This window comes from Luteibacter sp. SVR4-7G (genome assembly GCF_056755555.1).
The window spans coordinates 1-18093 of the sequence record NZ_JBPGXO010000047.1; the positions used below are offsets into that span (position 1 = coordinate 1).

The following is an 18093-nucleotide window of genomic DNA, read 5'->3' on the forward strand; positions in this document are numbered from 1 at the left end:
CGATTCCGCAGGGAGGCGTAGGCCGGACGAGGACTTAGCGAGAAAAACGGCAGGCGCCGGCGACCCGCCGCCACGCCGAAAGCGAAACGCGATGGCGATAGCCGAGCCCGGCAACAACGCTCCCTGCGGCGAAGCCGCTTAAGACACGGCACGTGCAGGTGGGGCAACCGACGCGAAAAGAGCAGCACGCGCGGTGCGCGCTCCTACCATTCTCTCAGCCAGCGGGCGAAGGCTCGCGCATCCGCGGCCATGGGCTCGGCGGAAGCGGCGCGCGCGAGCATCGACTGGAGAGCTTCGGGCAAGTCAACCGTCCGCCCGATGAGCGGCTCGACGATCGTGTCGAACTTCGCCGGGTGGGCCGTGGCGGCGATGGTCCAGTCCCTGCGGTCGCCGGCGAGGCGTAGGCGCTCGAACACGCGGATGCCGGTGGCGGTATGCGGGCAGAACACCTCGCCGTCGCTCGCCGCGTGACGGTGGATGGTGGCGCGGATCTCTGCGTCGTCCACGCTTTCGGCATGGCCGTTGCGCCGGGTTGCCTCGGCATCGCCGAACAGATGGACCAGGCGCTCGAAGTTGCTCGGGGCGCCCACGTCCATAGCGTTGGCGACGGTAGGCACCGCGTCCCGCGCCCTGTAAGGCATTCCGGCAAAGAACTCAGGCAAGGTGTCATTGGCGTTGCAGGCGAAGACCACTTCGCCAATGGGTAGTCCAATCTCACGGGCCCACAGGCAGGCCACGGCATTGCCGAGGTTGCCCGTAGGCACGATGGTGTTCATGCGCCCGTCCGCTTGCAGCGAGGCGTGGCCGAAATAAGCCATCTGCGGCAGCAGGCGGCCGAGGCTGATGCTGTTCGCGGACGACATCGGCACGTCCGCCTGCAGCGCCGCATCGCCCAGCGCTCCCTTCACCAGGCGCTGGCAGTCGTCGAAGCTGCCTTCGACGCGCAGGGCGCGCACGTTGTCGCCGAAGCTGCCCAGCTGATGGGCCTGCCGGGGCGAGACCCGGTTGTCGGGATAGAGGATCGCCACGCGCATGCCGGGCACGCCATCGAACGCGGCGCCGACGGCCGCGCCGGTATCGCCCGAGGTGGCGACGAGGATCGTCAGCGGCCGGTCGGCGTCGCGGCGCAGGCGGCTGAGACAGGCAGCCAGGAAGCGCGCACCGAAATCCTTGAACGCTGCCGTCGGTCCATGGAACAGCTCGAGCAGGTACGCGCCGTCGATGCGCAGTTCGCGCCGTGGCGCCGGGTGGGCGAAGGCCTCGGCACAGATGGCCGGCAGTTCCGGAGCGAGCAGGTCGCCCTCGAAGAACGGCTCGAGCATGCGCAGGGCCGTGCCGGCCAGGTAGCCGCTGCGCGGTGGCGTGCCGATCCGCGGCATGCTTTCCGGCACGTAGAGGCCGCCGTCGGGAGCCAGTCCCGCGGCGATGGCGGCGGAAAGGCCTACGGGCGCCGCACCGCCGCGTGTGCTGATGTAACGCATGCTCATCACAGGATACGTGCGGCGGGACCGTCGATCGGCGCGACCAGTGCGTCGCTCGCATGCCCGGCCGACACGAATGCCGCGCGCATGTCGCGCGCCGCCGCCTCGGCCGACGCGCGATCCTCGAACCAGCCGAAGACACTCGGACCCGCGCCGGAGATGCTGGCACCAAAAGCGCCGTGGTCCAGCGCGGCCTGCTTCACCTGCGCGAAGCCCGGGATCAACGGTGCACGCCGCGGCTCCACCAGCACGTCGGACAGGCCTTCGCGGACCAGGGCGGCGTTGCCGCTGTAGCAGCCGGCGAGCACCAGGGCGAGGTTCGTGCTCTGGGCAACGAACTCGTCCAGGGCGTAATGGCCCGCGAGCGCTGCCCGCGCCCTGCGCGTTTCCAGCACCACGTGCGGATGCACGAGCGCGCAGTGCCAGTCCGGCGGCACCGGGATGCGTACGAGGCGCGACGACGTGGCGAGCACGAGGCCCCCGATCAGCATCGGCCCGAGGTTGTCGCCATGCCGGCTGCCGCTCGCGACCACTTCGCCGTCCAGGGCGAAGGGATACAGCGCGTCCCGCGGCAGCGGCTGGTCGAGCAGGGCATTCGCGGCCACCACGGCGGCGACCACGGAAGCGGCCGAACCGCCCATGCCGGAACCGAGGGCGATGCCCTTGTGCAGGGTGAGTTCGAAACCGAAGGGCAGGTCCAGTCCCCGCAGCATCGACAGCAGGGCGGCGCCCGCGGTATTGCCGGGGGCGTCGTGCGGCAGGTCGGTGACCACGCCATGGATGGCGGCGATGCGGACTTCCCGCTCGGCGATGCGGCGGACTTCGGCACGATCGCCGGCACCCGCCACGGTATGGCCAAGGATGTCGAAGCCAATGCCGACGTTGCCGACACTGGCGTAGGCCTCGGCCACGGCGACATCCGCACGGGCCCGGGGCAAGGATTCTTCTTTCAGCATGCGCACCGTTTTACTCCCATCGCGCCCGCCACGCGCAGCAGGTCGGCGAACACCGCCGCCGCCGTGACTTCAGGACCGGCACCCGGACCCTGGACGACCAGCGCATTGTCGCAGTATCGGCGGGTGGCGAAACGAATGACGTTGTCGGTCAGGCGGGCGTGGGCGAAAGCGTGGTCGGGATCCACCGTCTCGACGCCGACGGACGCGCGGCGGCCTTGTAGCCGCGCCACATGACGAAGCACTCCGCCGGCCGCGCGCGACTGGGCGAGCCGGTTCGCCATGGGTTCGTCGAGTGCCTCCAGGTTGTCCATGAACGCCTCGCGGGAGCAGCCGGCGAGTTCGTCCGGCACCAGGCCGCCGATCTCGACATCCTCCAGCGAGAGGGCCAACCCTGCCTCGCGCGCCAAGATCACCAGCTTGCGGGCGACGTCCATGCCGGACAGGTCGTCGCGCGGGTCGGGCTCGGTGTAGCCCATGGCATGCGCCTGCCGGACCAGGGCCGAGAACGGCATCGATCCGTCGAAGCGGTTGAACAGCCAGGCCAGCGTGCCCGAAAGCATCCCTTCGACGGCCACGAGTTCGTCGCCGGTGTCGAGCAGGTCGCGCAGCGTATGCACTACAGGCAAACCGGCGCCGACGGTGCCTTCGTAATGCAGGCGCGCTCCGCTGGCGCCCTGCGCCGCACCGATGCGCCGCCAGCGTTCCAGCGGACCGCTGGCGGCGCGCTTGTTCGGCGTCACCACGTGAATGCCGGCGGCGAGCCAGCCGGCATAGCGGTCCGCGACCAGGTCGCTCGCGCTGCAGTCGGCAAGTACGGCGGGCTCGCCCCCGTCGCCCGCGACATGTGCGGCGAATTCGTCGAGCTCCGCCGGCCGCCAGATCTGCGCCCCGTGCGTACGACTGTTGAGCGCCTCATCGTCGCAGTCGAGCCACATGTGCCGGCTGTCGCTGACCGCACGCAGTCGAAGCTCGAGGTTGCACTGCAGCAGCAGGCGTGGCGCCGCGAACCGCAACTGTGCCAGCAGCGCGCTGCCGACCTTGCCGGGGCCGACCACGCCCACATGGACGACGAAGGGACTGACCGCCGCGCGCTGCGGTGCGGCGCGCAGGGGTGAATGAGGTGGTGCGATGGCAATGGACACGAGGACAGCCTCCGGGTGAGAGGCCCTTCACGTCACGTCAGGAGGAGTCGGCTGGAGCTTCGGCACCGGTCCCTCCTGCGGGAGGTCGGGGCCGGCAGCGACAAGGAACTAGGCGCGCGCGAACTCCGATCCTCCGACCAGGGTAGTGGTCGTGGTGGTAGTCGCGGTGGTGGACAGGGTCGCGAGCGCGCCGGCCGGAAGGGCCGTGGAGAAACGCAGCGCTGGCGTGTTGGGATGCATGAGTCGAAGGTATGCCTGGGGAAACCACGTGTCAACGGGAATGGTGTAGTCCGAACGGCCGAGGCATGTCGGCCGAAACAGTGTGATTACCCGCGGCTTCGCAAACTCATGTAGGAGCGCGCCTGCGCGCGACATCTTTTCGCGAAGAGTAACGGGCCCTGCTACTCACGGCCTCAAAAGCTGTCGCGCGCAGGCGCGCTCCTACACGGGGTTACGGCTTCGACAGATCGATGGCGTAAACCGCGTTGCCGTCGCCGTTGTCGCGCAGCTGGCGGATCGGGAGGCCCAGCGACTTCGCGACATCTTCCTTGCCCGCGGCCGAGGTGAAGATGACGGGTCCCTTCGTCTTCACGGGGACGAACTGCCAGGAGCGCTTTTCCACGTCCTTGCGCGTGAGGGTCTTCTTGCCTTCGACCCAGCGGATCACGACCTCGCGGTTGCCGTCCGGCGCGCTGAGCACGATGTTGTCTCCCGTCATGTCGGGGAACTCGCCGCCCCCGCTGGCGCGGTAGTTGTTGGTCACCACGATGAAGGCCTGCGAAGACTTCACCGGCTTGCCCTTGTAGCGCAGGTTGCCGATACGTTCGCCTTCGGGCTTCGACACGTCGATGGTGTACGTGATGCCGCCCTGCATCTGGTCGAAGTTGTAGCCCGGCAGCTTGCCGATGAGGTCCTGTTCGCCTTCCTTTGCCGGATCGATGCGGTTGAAGCGCGTAGCCGCCTTCTCCAGCCAGGCCTTCACCCCCGCGCCGTCGGTCTTCACCGCGGCGAGGGTATTGGGATAGAAGTAGAGGTCTGCCGCATTCCGGACCGTCATCGGACCCTTCGGCACATCGGTGAAGTCTTCGGGTCCGCCGAAGCCGGTGCGGAAGGCTGAGGCCGAGGAGAGCACCGGCATATCCTTCCATTCGGGATGCGTACGTCCGAGCTCTTCCCGGGCGTACTCGATCTGCGCCGCATTCACTACGGCCAGCGCCGACATGTTGCCCTCGTCGGCGAAGTAGCTCGTCAGCGCGTGGTCCGTGGCGCCGATCGGGGTGTTCACATAGGCCACGGCCGCTTCATGCGCCTCACGCACGATCGGAGCGATGGACGGGTCGGGAGCCACGCATTCGTTCTTCTTCGGACAGATCGGGCGTACCTGGCTGTGGCTCTTGTCTTTCTCCACCACCCAGCGCCCGCCTTCGCGGTGCAGGCTCATCTGGATCACGCCGAGGTCCTTGCCGAAGAAGCCGCCCATGACGGCAGGGATGCCGCGCACGATGCCGCGCTTCGCATCGACATCCTTCATGCCCGCGTAGCGGGGGCCGGGGAATTCGGTATGCGAATGGCCGAGCAGCAGCGCGTCGATGCCCGGCACGCCGGCGAGGTACCAGCCACCGTTTTCCATCTGCGGGGTGTAGGGCGCCGTGTTGAGGCCGCCGTGCAGGATCGCGACGACGAGGTCGGGTTTCTGCGCGAGCACTTCCGGCATGTAACGGTTGGCCGCTTCGACGACACCGTCCACGGTGACCTTGCCCGCGAGGTTGCGCTTGTCCCAATCGAGGATCGGCGGCGGCGTGAAGCCGATGATGCCGATCTTCAGCGTGGTGGCGACCGGCTTGCCGTCGCTGCCGGTGGCAGTGACGGTCTTCGTCACGATGGTCCACGGCTTGAAGATCGGCTTGCCGTCGCGCGCGCTGTACACGTTGGACAGCACGAGCGGGAATTTCGGACCCGCGCACTGGCGCGCCTCGACGCCATCCACGTTCATCGACGTGTTGGTGACCTGGGCGAGGAAGGGCAGGCCGTAATTGAATTCGTGGTTGCCGGCGGTGCCGCCGTCGTAACCTACCGCGTCCATGGCCTTGTACATCGCCAGTTCCGAATCGCAGCCGAGCGGCTTCACCAGCGCCTGGTAATCGGCAAGCACCGTGCCCTGGATGGTGTCGCCACTGTCGAACAGCACCGTATTCGGGAATTCGCCGCGCGCCTGGCGGATCAGCGTGGCGACGCGCTCGTAGCCGAGCGTGGGATCGTCCTTCTCCTTGTAATAGTCGTAGGAGAGGATGTTCGAATGAACGTCGGTGGTTTCCAGGATCGCCAGGTCGAGCATCGCACCGTCCTTCACCCCGGCGGGGGCGGCGGTCTTTCCGGCGGGAGCGCCGGCGCAGGCGGCAAGCAGGGCGGCCGAGAGCGTGGCGAGGGCGAGGGGCTTGAGCATCGGGGGAAATCCGCTGGAGACGTGGGGTTCGGGGCGCAAACTAGCAGAAACGCCATGACCGTACCCACCCTGCCATGAAAGCCTTTGCCTTATCCTTCGCTCTCCTGGCCCTGGCCCCTGGAGGGTCTCCGGTGACCCCGATCGCATCGAAAGTCCTCGTCGTCGGCCATCGCGGCGCGAGCGCGCTCCGGCCGGAGCACACGCTGGCCTCCTATGCGCTGGCGATCGAGGACGGCGCGGACTTCGTCGAGCCCGACCTCGTATCGACCAAGGACGGCGTGCTGGTGATCCGCCACGAGAACGAGATCGGCGGCACGACCGACGTCGCCGCGCATCCCGAATTCGCCGCGCGGCGCACGACCAAGACCATCGATGGCGAGGCCGTGACCGGCTGGTTCACCGAGGATTTCACGATCGCCGAGCTGAAGACCCTGCGGGCGCGCGAACGGCTGGGCGACGTACGCAAGGCCAGCGCCGCCCATGACGGCGAATTCGGGATACCCACCTTCGACGAGATGATCGAGTTCGTGGCCGCGGAGGCGTCCGCGCGCCGCCGCATCATCGGCATCATTCCGGAGGTCAAGCACTCCACGTATTTCCGCGGCATCGGCCTTCCGATGGAGGACAAGCTGCTGGCCACGCTGGCAGCGCATGCCTATACGCGCAAGGCGCCGGTGGAGATCCAGTCCTTCGAGGTCGGAAACCTGAGATACCTGCGCGGGAAGCTTGGCAAGGACCGCCCCAACGTCCGCCTGCTCCAACTCATGGAAGCCGCGAACGAGCATCCCGCGGACATGCCGGGCACGACGTACGGGCAGATGATGACGCCTGCCGGACTCAAGACCATCGCCGGCTACGCGGATGCCATCGGGCCGTCTATGCGGAGCATCATCCCGCTGGACGAGGAAGGCCGCCTGACCTTGCCGACCCCTCTGGTCCACGACGCGCACGCGGCCGGGCTCGAAGTCCACCCGTATACCTTCCGTCCCGAAAACCGCTTCCTGGCTAAGAATTTCCGGAACGGCGCGGACGACGCGCGCAACGAAGCGGGTTCGGTCGCCGAGATCCGGGCGTATCTCGGAGCGGGGATCGATGCGTTCTTCACCGACGATCCCGCCTTGGGGCGCAGGGCAGTGGACGGCCGCTGAGGCCAACACCCGCGCCGATCTGAGGCGACGACTGACGACACCCCTGTGGCTACCCCGCTATGATCGCCCGTCAGCCAGTCCCAGGGGTCTCCCGATGTCGTTAGCGAAATTCCTCCGCCACAAGTCCGTCGAGCAGCTGCAGGCCGAGGTGGGCCAGCGCAAGGACTTCCGGCGGGTGCTGGGGCTCTGGCAGCTCACGGCCATCGGCATCGGCGGCATCATCGGTGTCGGCATCTTCGTCCTGGCGGGACAGCAGGCGGCGCTGAACGCCGGCCCGGCGGTGGCGCTCAGCTTCATCATCGCCGGCTTCGGCAGCGCCTGCGCCGCCCTCTGCTATGCCGAGTTCGCCGGCCTCATCCCGGTCACCGGCAGCGCCTACACCTATGGTTACGCGGTGCTGGGCGAAGGCGCGGCGTGGATCATCGGCTGGGATCTGCTGCTGGAATACGCGCTCGTGGTCGCGGTGGTGGCGATCGGCTGGTCGGGTTACGTGCAGGTGCTCCTTGCCACCGCGGGCGTGCACCTGCCGGAGTGGGCGCAGAAGAGCATGAGCGCCGACACCATGAAGTACTACTGGCAGCAGGGTCTGGGGTCGCTCGGCGTCCATGCGACCAACCCGGTCGCCGGGCCCACCGACGGGCACCGCTTCAACATCATCGCCGCGGGCATTTCCCTGCTCGTCGCCATCCTGCTGTCGGTGAAGACGGAGTGGGGTGCGCGCCTCAACACGCTGATCGTCGGCATCAAGGTGCTCGGCGTGGCGCTGGTCATCGGCGTCGGCGCGTTCTTCATCAACACGGCCAACTGGCACCCCTTCATTCCCGAGCGCATCTTCGACGACAAGGGCGTGGGCCATTTCGGCTGGCACGGCGTGCTCACCGGCGCGAGCGTGGTCTTCTTCGCCGTGTTCGGTTACGACACGCTGACGACGGCCGCCGAGGAGGCTCGCGATCCACAGCGCGACCTGCCGCGCGCCGTGCTCCTGTCACTGGCCGTGGCCATGGTGCTCTATATCGCCGTGTCGCTCGTGCTCACCGGCATCGTGCCGTACGCCACCCTCAGCGGCGAAGCCTCCGTGTCCGATGCGTTCAACGCGATCGGCCTGCCCTGGATCAGCAACGTGATCGCCATCGCCGCCGTCATTGGCGTGATCAGCGTGCTGTTCGCCTTCATGCTTGGTGCGGCGCGCATCTGGTTCGCGCTCTCGCGCGACGGATTGCTGCCGGCCTGGTTCGCCCGCGTGCACCCGCGCTACGGTACGCCGGCGCGTCCGACCATGATCCTCGGCATCTTCACCGCCATCGTGGCCGGCCTGCTGCCGATCGGCGAAGTGGCCGAACTGGTGAACATCGGCACGCTGAGCGCCTTCATCCTCATCTGCGCATCGGTACTGGTGCTGCGCGTGCGCAAGCCCGGGCTCGAGCGCAAGTTCCGTACGCCCGCCGTGTGGTTCGTGGCACCGCTGGGCATCCTCTTTTCACTGGCGCTGATCTGGGGCCTTCCCTGGATCACCTTCGAGCGTTTCGCCATCTGGATGGCGATCGGCCTGATCGTCTACTTCACCTATGGCATCCGCCATAGCAAGCTCAATCGCGATAGTTAGCGCACCTTCTACGGACGGACCTCTGCCACGCGTTTTGCTCCAGACATAATGCCGTGCCGACGCGTGTCGGCAGGAACACGTCAAGGAGACGATAGTGGGGAAGTGGTCCTATACCATGCTGTGCATGCTCATCGCCGCGCCGGCGGCGTTCGCAGCCGATAGCGTGACCGTGCAGAAGCCTGTGGGCTTCAATGAAGACGCCGACATTCCGAAGTCCGTGCTCGACGAGTGCAAGCTCGAGAACGAATTGCCCGACGCACTGGCGGGCAAGGCGAAGGAGTCCGGCATCGCCGTGACCTTCGCCGACAAGGTGGCGGGCAGCGAACCCGGCAAGGCGCTGCAGATGGAAATTACCGATGTCGTGGCGGACGGCAATGCCTTCATGGGCCATCACAAGGCGATGACCGTCAAGGGCAAGCTCTACCAGGATGGTGCGGTGGTCGCCAGTTTCCGCGATCGCCGCACGTCCATGGGCGGCGCCTTCGGCGGCTTCAAGGGCAATTGCGCGGTGCTTGTGCGGACGGCCAAGGCCATTGGCGAGGACATCGGGGAATGGCTTGCCGCGCCGAAGATGGATGCGAAGCTCGGCGACCTGGAATAAGCCCGGAAGGGGGCAGGAGGCGGCAACGCGCCGCCTCCTGCGGATCAGAAGCGAAACTCCGCACCGCGCTCAACAGCGTCGCAGCGATGCACGCGTTCCTTCGCGGGACGCGCCGGGGATGGCACGGGATTCGAAATCCACCCGGGTCAAGGCAACACCGGCGCGGCCGATCAGCGACCAGTCCCGCGCCATGTTCCACTAGCCGTTCGCCCCGGCGAACCATGCGCGTACACGCAGGGTGTGCTTGTACATTCACCGACGCAGTTCTTGCTTGATAAGGAGGCGGTAGCCCGGCCTCCCGGACGAACATCAGAAACGGTATTCCACGCCGGCGTTGTACGTGGTCGCGCTCCAGTCGTTGCCCTTGCCCTTCTCGTTCTTGACCTTGACCGAGCGGTTCCCGTAGCGGGTGGCCTGCAGCGTGAGGTCGAGGTGGTCGGTGAGGGCATAGCCGAAGCCCAGTCCGAAATAAGGCGTGCTACGCGTAGCACGACCGAGGCTGGTTGCCTTCTTGGCGCCGGTGGCCTGGTACGAGAAGCGCGTGCTGACATGGGCGGTGCCGAGACGACCGATCAGCGACAGGTGTTCGGTCATGTTCCACTTGGCGTTCGCGCCGACGAGCCACGCCGCCGTGACCATGCGGTTCTTCTCGGTGGGCGTCTTTCGCTCGACAGCGCCGAGGTAGGCAAAGCCGCCCTCGACACCCAGCGCGAAGCTGCGGCCAAGGTCCCAGCGATAACCGGCCATGAGGTCATAGCTGCCGGCTCGCTTGCCGTCGAACGCTTTGATCTTTGTGTGGTAGTTGGCCTTGCCGGTACCGAAATGCACAAAGGCACCGCCAGCGGGGGCATCGGCGGCAAACGCCGCGAAGGAGGCAATGGACGTGGAAACGGCGACCGCGGTCGCGAGTAGTGGCTTTAACATGACAGGTCCTTGTGTCTTGAATGCTGCCGGCGACGGAATGGGCGCGGGCGGAGCGAAGTCTACAGATGCGTGGCGCCGGTGGAGACGCGCGAAGCGACGACGCGGCATTCCCCTACATGTTGTGGAGGCATTCGCTGAGTGCTCGTGTCCGCACTGGGCCACCTCATATGACCTTCTCCGGTTACATGCCGCCGGCCGGCACATTGAATACGGGGGGCGGGCGCCTTACCTTCAATGGTTTCCGGTACGAGGAACATCCGCCATGTCCGACCTCTCCGCATTCCCGATCACGAAACGCTGGCCCGCCGCGCACCCGGATCGCATCCAGCTCTATTCGCTGCCGACACCCAATGGCGTGAAGACGTCGATCATGCTCGAGGAAGTCGGCCTTCCCTATGAAGTGCATCTCGTCGACATCAACAGGAACGAGAGCAAGACGCCCGAATTCGAGTCGCTGAATCCGAACGGCAAGATTCCCGCCATGATCGATCCCAACGGTCCCGACGGAAAACCGATCGGCCTGTTCGAATCCGGCGCCATTCTGCTTTACCTCGCCGAGAAGACCGGCAAGTTCCTTCCGAAGGACGCGGCGGGGCGCTGGGAAACGATCCAGTGGGTCTTCTTCCAGATGGCGGGCATCGGCCCGATGTTCGGGCAGGTCGGTTTCTTCCATAAGTTCGCCGGCCGCGAATGGGAAGACAAGCGTCCACTGGAGCGCTATGTCAACGAGTCGAAGCGCCTGCTCGGCGTGCTGGAGCGGCAGTTGACCGGTCGCACCTGGATCGTCGGCGACGAGTACACCATCGCCGACATCGCCACGCTGGGCTGGGTCAACAACCTCGTGACCTTCTACGGCGCGCGTGAACTCGTCGGCTTCGACGATTTCCCGAACGTCATCGCGTGGCTGGAGCGTGGCATGTCGCGGCCTGGCGTCGAGCGAGGGTTGAAGATCCCGTCCCGCTCCTGACGGGCGGCGGGTGACGGAAAAGGCGGCCGCAAGGCCGCCTTCTTCATTTTGACGGCACTCCCGAGCGACCCGGCGCGATTTCTTGCGCGTAGCTGGCCCCGCCGTCCGTGACCTCTGGCATAGGGCGCCCCGGACGGCGGCGTTTAGGATCGAGAGCTTGCGCGGACCACAGGGGACCGTGCCGACCCGCTCGCAGGGATGGCCGGGCGACTTACCCGCTTCTCGGAGACCTACCAGTGAAATCCACCCTTCTTGCTTCCGCGCTGCTGGCCGCGCTGGCCGGCGCCGGTGTGTCGGCCGCCTACGCCGCCGACGATGCCAGCATGGTTCCTCCGCCGAAGGACGTCGCCTTCAACGGCACCCTGAAGCTCACCGTCGATGCGACCGATACCGATCACCGCATCTTCCGCGTCAAGGAAACCATCCCGGCGCAGCCCGGTCCGCTGACCTTGCTCTTCCCCGAATGGATCCCCGGCCACCACTCGCCGACCGGTCCGATCGACCAGTTCGCTGGCCTCGTGGTGCATGCGGGCGGCAAGCGCCTCGAGTGGACGCGCGACAAGTACAACGTCTACGCCTTCCGCGTCGACGTGCCGGCCGGTGCCACCTCGGTGGACGTGGAGTTCCAGACGCTGACGCCGCAGGACGCGCGCCAGGGCCGCGTCGTGATGACGCCGGAGATCGTCAACGTCCAGTGGAACCAGGTGTCGCTCTATCCTGCCGGCTACAACGCGGATCGCATTCCGGTCGACGCGTCGGTGAAGCTCCCTGCGGGCTTCCAGTACGGCAGCGCGCTGGAGCAGGCCAGCAAGGATGGCGATACCGTCACCTTCAAGACGATCGACTACGACAACCTCGTCGATTCGCCGGTGTTCGCGGGCCGCTACTTCAAGCGCGTGGACCTCGATCCCAACGGCCGCTCGCCGGTGCACCTGAACATCGTGGCCGACAGCGCGAAGGCGTTGGAGATCAAGCCGGAAGCGCTTGAGATCCATCGCAATCTCGTCAAGCAGATGGACAAGCTCTACGGGGCTCGCCACTACAACCACTACGACTTCCTGCTCGCCCTGACCGAGAAGCTCGGCGGGATCGGCCTTGAGCATCATCGTTCGTCCGAGAACAGCGCCTCGCCCAACTACTTCACCGAATGGGACAAGAGCTGGCTCGGCCGCGACCTCCTGGCCCACGAGTACAACCACTCCTGGGACGGCAAGTACCGCCGCGGCGCCGACCTCGCCACGCCGAACTTCAACGTGCCGATGGGCGACAGCCTGTTGTGGGTCTACGAAGGCCAGACCCAGTTCTGGGGCAACGTGGTCGCCGCGCGCTCGGGCCTCGTGTCGCAGGACCAGGCACGCGACCTGCTCGCCTTCGTCGCCGCCACCTACGACAAGGGCCGTCCGGGTCTTTCCTGGCGCAACATCCAGGACACGACCAACGATCCGACCATCGCCGAACGCCGTCCGCTCTCGTACCGCAACTACCAGATGAGCGAGGACTACTATTCGGGCGGCCAGATGATCTGGCTCGACGTCGACACGAAGCTGCGCGAGCTCACGAAGAACAAGCGCTCGCTCGACGATTTCGCCAAGGCGTTCTTCGGCATGAAGGACGGCGACTGGAAGGTCAACCCGTACACCTTCGACGAAGTGGCTTCGACCCTCAACGGCATCACGCCGTACGACTGGGCCAGCTACCTGCGTGAGCGCGTCGACGGCCACAAGGGCGACCTGGAAGGCATCGAGCGCGGCGGCTGGAAGCTCGTCTACAACGACAAGCCGTCCGACGCGGTGAAGGCCGCCGAGGGCCGCCGCCACTACACCGACCTGACCTACTCGGCCGGCTTCGCGGTGTCCTCGAAGGGCGACATCTCCGACGTTCGCTGGGACGGCCCGGCCTTCAATGCCGGCCTGTCCCCGGGCATGACGGTGGTCGCGGTCAACAACAAGGAGTTCGACGGCGACACGCTGAAGGACGCCGTCACGGCCGCGAAGACCGACAAGGCCCCGATCGAACTGCTGGTGAAGAACTTCGACACCTACAAGACGATCAAGATCGACTACCACGAAGGCCTGAAGTACCCGCACCTCGAGCGGGACAAGAGCAAGCCCGACTGGCTGGGCGAGCTGTACAAGGCGAAATAAGAAACACGAGAGGGCGCCGCAAGGCGCCCTCTCCGCATCCGCCCGCGCCGGGCCCATTTCGCGCCGGGCGCATTGTAGGAGCGCGCCTGCGCGCGACAGCCTTTCGCCAAAGGCAGCACGGCCTGCGACGTTCCCGCCAAAAGCTCAGCCCGCGCAGGCACGCTCCCGCACCGCTACTATTCGCGCATGACCCGGCAACCGCTGCCTCCCGGCCTCGAACTCGACCGCGCCCATCGCCGGCGGCGCCTGTTCATGCTCGTCTTCTGGCTGCTGGCCTTCGGCAGCGCGGCCGTCAGCAACATCCTCACCCTCCGTATCGATGCGCATCGCTACGGGGTCCCGGCGGAAACCTGGCAGATCGCCGTCAACGAGTTCACCAGCATGGCCGTGTCGCTGGCGATGCTGCCGTTCCTGCTCCGCGCCTGCGACCGCTGGCCGCTGCACGCGGACACCTGGCGTCGCCGCCTGCCGCTCTACGTCCTCGGAAGCATGGCCTGGTGTGCGCTGCACATCGCCGGCATGAACGCGCTGCGTTTCGCCATCTTCGGCCTCATGGACGCGCCATTCGATCCCGGCTCGCTCTCGTTGCAGGCCGTCTACGAATACCTGAAGGACGTCCGCACCTTCTTCATCGTCGTGGCGGTCTGGCACCTCGTCGAATGGTTCGGCCGCCGCGCCGGGGGCGAGGCCCACCTGCTCGACGCGCCCGACGAGGGTCCGCCGGTGGAGCCCGTCGACCGTCCCGAGCGTTTCCTGGTCCGCAAGCTGGGCCGCGACTTCCTCGTGGCCACGGCGGACATCGAATGGGCGCAGGCGTCGGGCAACTACGTGAACCTGCGCGTGCGCGGTCGCGACTATCCATTGCGCAGCACGCTGGCCGCGCTGGAAGCGCGGCTCGACCCGGCCGTGTTCGTCCGCGCCCACCGCAGCTACCTGGTGCAGCTGGCCCAGGTCAGCGCCATCGAGCCGCTGGATGCGGGGGAAGCGCGCCTGCACATGCTCGACGGCACCGTTCTGCCGTGCAGCCGCCGCTACCGGGAAAGCCTGCGGGCGCTAGCGGCGGGCGCCGAACCCGTCCAGGGCAGGGCCTGACAGTCCAGGCTAGGCCCCGATGGACAATCCCGCTACAATGCCCGTCCGCTGTTTACGCGCCCGTAGCTCAGCCGGATAGAGTAGTGGCTTCCGAAGCCATTGGTCGGGGGTTCGAATCCCTCCGGGCGCGCCATTCTCCAGGTATCCAACCGCGCCTCCTGAAAAATAGGGAGTTGAATGCGGCAAGTGGGTTCAACAATTCTTCGGCTAACGCTCTATAGACTTCTTCGGCGAGGATTTCGACGAAGTAGTGTTTTGGTGTTTAAGTCTCGGATTATCGTCCGTCTCTCTGGCGCCATTTGATTTCGACTCACGTCACTCTGTGTTATCCAGAACCACAAATCTTGTGCTGGCGCATGTTGGGGGATATCCATGGAAGCATCGACGAATTCACGGCGGCACGCGTTAGCCGCCGGGCTGCTAGGCCTGCTCGGGACGCTCGCCGCACAACCGGCCGCAGCGGAAGATCAGGTCAAGGTCGCGCAATCCATCACGCTGAACGGCGAGTCCGCGGAAGCGCAAGCCGACGTGAAGCAGGTCGCCGATGCCGTACTCCAGATCCGCGCGGGAAAAATCCAACAAGCGATCGACGGGCCGCTGACCGAAGTGGTGAACCGTTATGAAAAGCGCTATGGCAATCGCGACAACCAGTCGCTCGCCGAGATTGAGTACATCAAGGGCGTGCGTGCCAAGGGACGCTGAGCTGCATTGCTACCGCCCGGCGGTACCGGTACTCCAGATCGGCCCCTGATCGTCATAGATCACCATATTGCCGTCGCCCTGCACGAACAGTCGCGCGTTCGTGTGGCCGCCGGAGCGCGATTGCCAGGTCTTCGTGCCGAGCGAGCTGTACAGCACGAGGTTGCCGTCCTGCTCCAGGCGCAATTCGCCGGCGCCCGTATTCACCGTCCACGGGTCGGGTAGCCAGATCGATTGCGTCCCGTGGTAGAGCACGAGGTTGCTGTCGTTCTGCAGGTCGAGATGGTAGGCGCCGTCGCAGGAGATGACGCTCTGCCCCGGCACGATGCCTTCGCCGACGCCGAGCGATCCGCAGGTCGACGGCGAGGATGCGGCAGGCAGCGTGGGCGGCGTGAAGACGGCGAGGTTCACGGCGTTGGCGATGGCCTGCAGGCCATCGTCGTTCGGATGGAGGTGGTCGCCGGAGTCGTAGGCCGGAAGGAATCGCGTGGGCTGCTGCGGATCGTGCGTGGCGGCATCCTGGTCGATGATGCCGTCACAGCCGCTGTCCGGGCTGCGGATGAAGGCATTGACCTGGCCGCGCACGGCTTCGCCATCCGGAGACCAGCCGGATGACCCTTCGAACGGCGTTAGCGTGGAGCAGTAGAACTTGATGCCGCGATCGTGCGCACGTGCGATGAGCTGCTTTTCGGCATCGATGAGGCTTGCGGCACTGGGTACGGGCCGGTTGCCGAGATCGTTGATCGGATCGTCCGAGAAGATCACCCAGCGCACCCCGGCCTGATCGAGTACGTCGTGTTCGAAGCGGTTCGTCGCGCTGAGGCCGGCGCCGTCCGCGAGGAGGCGATTGCCGGAGATGCCCTGGTTGATGACGCCCACATGCTTGCCGGTGGCATTCAACCGCACGGCCAGGTCGTTGGGCCAGCGGCGATTGGCGTTGAAGGTGGAGGCGAAACCATCGGTGATGGATGCTCCCAGGGTCACGACGGCGCCCTGCGGCTCGTCATTCTGGATGTCGAGGTTGGAGAGGAATACGTAGTTGCCCTGGGCCGATGCGTTGATCGTCGCCTGACCGGCCACGTCGCCCGTCGCGTCGTACCGGGTCTGCGAACTGAAATCGTGGCCGCTGAGCTGCGACGGCGCCTGCGATACGTAGAAACTGATGGCCACGTCCGCAAGCGCGGGGATGACCATGTCGATCGCATCGCTTTCCTGCTCCTGCCCGGCGGGGATCGTGACCGAGGGCAGCCCGTTGGCCAGGAGCCTGTGGTCCGTCGCGGGATCGACCGAAGATCCGCCCGCGCTCAGTGCCACGTGGATGTCCGAGATCGTTACCGGGGCATTGCCGTAGGCGTTCGTCAGGCGTATCCGCGCGGACGTGCCCGCAATGCTCGTGTGGACGATATGCCGGAGCGTCTTGCCGGAGGGATTCGAGTCGCCGATGGCCTTTGCCGAGGCGCCCCAGGTGCCGACCCAGGGTGCCAGGGTGGAAGACGCATGCGCGGCGGCGCTGGCGCCGAGCGCAGCGGCAAGCAGGAAGGTGGCTCTCTTGTTCATCGGCTGGCTCCTGGACGGGGCCAGCAGTGTTTCAGCCCTTCCTTGCCGGAACCTAGGACGATTCCCGCGTGCGCGGCGGTTTTGCGAAGGTGGTCACGTTACCGCCTGCGGGTTCAGTCGCCGCTGCCGATGATCAGCACCGAGCCGAGCCAGTCGACGAGCAGGACGCCTGCGTGGATCTCCTCGCCGACGCGGGTCGCCAGCGTCCTGCACATGCCTTCCAGCTGGTTTTCCGCGGGAGCCGCCGGGGCAGGGGGCGGCGCGTCGGGCACGGCCAGCAGCAGTGGCAGCAACGCGCACAGCATGTGTCCGTGGTTCATCGCGGCTCCTCATCGCTCAGGCCGTGCTGGCGCAACACGTCAGATATGTCGAATCGCCAGAGATTGCGCGATCCGTTGAGCGGACCGGAGAAGCGACGCCGGAGCGAATCCGCGTCGTCGCGCGTCTTCGGGAAGCGCGTCTCGGGTTGCCGGTCGCTGGCGACGTACAACTCGCCGAAGTGCGGCCCCAGCGAGGGAGCGTTCTCGAGGCCCTCGCTGTTCACGTCGCCGGGCAGATGCTCCGGCTTGCCCCAGCGGCCGTCGGATTGGCGGAACGCGATGTAGATGTCCGCGCGGCCCAGCGAATCGCCTTCGTCGCCGGCAAACAGGATGAAGCGCTGTCGAGGGTCGATCGCCGGGTCAATCCGGTTCCGCGCGACGTCGCCAAGGTTTACCTGTTCCGGTGCCGCCAGGCCCTGCGCCGTGCGGCGGGCGACGTAGATCTGGTAGAACTTCCCCGAATCGGGCCGGTGGGCGGAGAAGTAGACATCGCCATTGGCCGCGATCGACGGGTTGTAGATCATGCCGCCATCGTTGAGTGCTCCGTCCACATGCACGGGCTCGCCCCAGCGGCCGTCGCTTCCGCGCTCGACGTACCAGAGGTTGGTGCCGGGGTAGCGATGGCCGCCAAGTTCGGCCGTGATAGGCGCGTCGCCCGCATGTGGCGGCCGGTTGGAGACGAAGTACAGACGTTTGCCATCCGGAGAGAACGCCGGCTCGGAGTCGTGCCATTGCCCGGAGAAGGGAGCGACCTCCGGTGCGGACCAGGTTCCTCCTTGCCGGTGCGATACCAGGATCGTGTCGTCCTTTTCGGCAAGGTCCGAGCGCATGAAGACGAGCGTCGACCCGTCGGGCGAAAGAGCGGCGGTCGTCTCCTGCTGGCCCGTGGAGATGACCCCGGGAGCCAGCAGGTCGCCAGCGCCCGCGGCGGTACACGTCAAGACCATGGCCAGGGCCAGGGCGAGGCGGTGCGATCTCGTGCGTCTCTTCCTTCCGGAGGGAGTCGACAGCGTGAT

15 protein-coding genes and 1 tRNA gene are annotated in these 18093 nt (G+C 66.5%); 8 read left to right on the forward strand and 8 right to left on the reverse strand.

The window, feature by feature from the left end:
- Positions 1 to 203: 203 nt before the first annotated feature.
- From thrC to ACR9ZH_RS15680, 4 genes are all read right to left on the reverse strand, one after another.
- Positions 204 to 1481, reverse strand: coding sequence for a threonine synthase (gene thrC, locus ACR9ZH_RS15665; RefSeq protein ID WP_481291714.1), 1278 nt, complete (start codon positions 1479 to 1481; stop codon positions 204 to 206).
- Positions 1482 to 1486: 5 nt separating this feature from the next.
- Positions 1487 to 2437, reverse strand: a complete 951-nt coding sequence (locus ACR9ZH_RS15670; protein ID WP_481291715.1) for a homoserine kinase — start codon at positions 2435 to 2437, stop codon at positions 1487 to 1489.
- The gene (locus tag ACR9ZH_RS15675) at positions 2431 to 3579 is read right to left on the reverse strand and encodes a homoserine dehydrogenase family protein (RefSeq protein ID WP_481291687.1); all 1149 of its coding nucleotides are present in this window, start codon (positions 3577 to 3579) and stop codon (positions 2431 to 2433) included. Before ACR9ZH_RS15675 ends, ACR9ZH_RS15670 begins: the two co-directional genes overlap by 7 nt.
- Positions 3580 to 4030: 451 nt before the next feature.
- Complete coding sequence (locus ACR9ZH_RS15680) at positions 4031 to 6022, reverse strand: bifunctional 2',3'-cyclic-nucleotide 2'-phosphodiesterase/3'-nucleotidase (RefSeq protein WP_481291688.1); 1992 nt, start codon at positions 6020 to 6022, stop codon at positions 4031 to 4033.
- 74 nt (positions 6023 to 6096) lie between these two features.
- On the opposite strand from ACR9ZH_RS15680, the gene ACR9ZH_RS15685 reads away from it, so the two are divergent.
- The 3 genes from ACR9ZH_RS15685 to ACR9ZH_RS15695 all read left to right on the forward strand — a co-directional run bounded on the left by ACR9ZH_RS15685 (position 6097) and on the right by ACR9ZH_RS15695 (position 9374).
- A complete protein-coding gene (locus ACR9ZH_RS15685; protein WP_481291689.1) occupies positions 6097 to 7170 on the forward strand; it encodes a glycerophosphodiester phosphodiesterase in 1074 nt (357 codons plus the stop codon).
- Between the two features lie 94 nt (positions 7171 to 7264).
- The gene (locus ACR9ZH_RS15690) at positions 7265 to 8773 is read left to right on the forward strand and encodes an amino acid permease (RefSeq protein WP_481291690.1); all 1509 of its coding nucleotides are present in this window, start codon (positions 7265 to 7267) and stop codon (positions 8771 to 8773) included.
- A 94-nt stretch (positions 8774 to 8867) separates the two neighbouring features.
- The gene (locus ACR9ZH_RS15695) at positions 8868 to 9374 is read left to right on the forward strand and encodes a hypothetical protein (protein ID WP_481291691.1); all 507 of its coding nucleotides are present in this window, start codon (positions 8868 to 8870) and stop codon (positions 9372 to 9374) included.
- Positions 9375 to 9683: 309 nt separating this feature from the next.
- Here ACR9ZH_RS15695 and ACR9ZH_RS15700 read toward each other — a convergent pair whose 3' ends face one another.
- On the reverse strand, positions 9684 to 10298 hold the full coding sequence (locus tag ACR9ZH_RS15700; protein ID WP_481291692.1) for an outer membrane protein: 615 nt from the start codon (positions 10296 to 10298) through the stop codon (positions 9684 to 9686).
- Between the two features lie 262 nt (positions 10299 to 10560).
- Between ACR9ZH_RS15700 and ACR9ZH_RS15705 the strand changes: the two genes are divergently transcribed.
- From ACR9ZH_RS15705 to ACR9ZH_RS15725, 5 genes are all read left to right on the forward strand, one after another.
- Positions 10561 to 11265: a glutathione binding-like protein gene (locus ACR9ZH_RS15705; RefSeq protein ID WP_481291693.1), complete on the forward strand. Its 705-nt coding sequence runs from the start codon at positions 10561 to 10563 to the stop codon at positions 11263 to 11265.
- A gap of 236 nt (positions 11266 to 11501) precedes the next feature.
- Positions 11502 to 13409, forward strand: coding sequence for a M61 family metallopeptidase (locus ACR9ZH_RS15710; protein WP_481291694.1), 1908 nt, complete (start codon positions 11502 to 11504; stop codon positions 13407 to 13409).
- A 186-nt stretch (positions 13410 to 13595) separates the two neighbouring features.
- The gene (locus tag ACR9ZH_RS15715; protein WP_481291695.1) at positions 13596 to 14501 is read left to right on the forward strand and encodes a LytTR family DNA-binding domain-containing protein; all 906 of its coding nucleotides are present in this window, start codon (positions 13596 to 13598) and stop codon (positions 14499 to 14501) included.
- A 56-nt stretch (positions 14502 to 14557) separates the two neighbouring features.
- Positions 14558 to 14634: transfer RNA gene (locus ACR9ZH_RS15720), tRNA-Arg, on the forward strand.
- Between the two features lie 239 nt (positions 14635 to 14873).
- Positions 14874 to 15203: a hypothetical protein gene (locus ACR9ZH_RS15725; RefSeq protein ID WP_481291696.1), complete on the forward strand. Its 330-nt coding sequence runs from the start codon at positions 14874 to 14876 to the stop codon at positions 15201 to 15203.
- 9 nt (positions 15204 to 15212) lie between these two features.
- Here the strand turns inward: ACR9ZH_RS15725 and ACR9ZH_RS15730 are convergent, their stop codons facing one another.
- The 3 genes from ACR9ZH_RS15730 to ACR9ZH_RS15740 form a co-directional block, all read right to left on the reverse strand.
- Positions 15213 to 16757: an SGNH/GDSL hydrolase family protein gene (locus tag ACR9ZH_RS15730; protein ID WP_481291697.1), complete on the reverse strand. Its 1545-nt coding sequence runs from the start codon at positions 16755 to 16757 to the stop codon at positions 15213 to 15215.
- A gap of 113 nt (positions 16758 to 16870) precedes the next feature.
- Positions 16871 to 17077, reverse strand: coding sequence for a hypothetical protein (locus tag ACR9ZH_RS15735; RefSeq protein WP_481291698.1), 207 nt, complete (start codon positions 17075 to 17077; stop codon positions 16871 to 16873).
- The gene (locus ACR9ZH_RS15740; protein ID WP_481291699.1) at positions 17074 to 18024 is read right to left on the reverse strand and encodes a TolB family protein; all 951 of its coding nucleotides are present in this window, start codon (positions 18022 to 18024) and stop codon (positions 17074 to 17076) included. The genes ACR9ZH_RS15735 and ACR9ZH_RS15740 overlap by 4 nt, the downstream gene beginning before the upstream one ends.
- Positions 18025 to 18093: the final 69 nt, after the last annotated feature.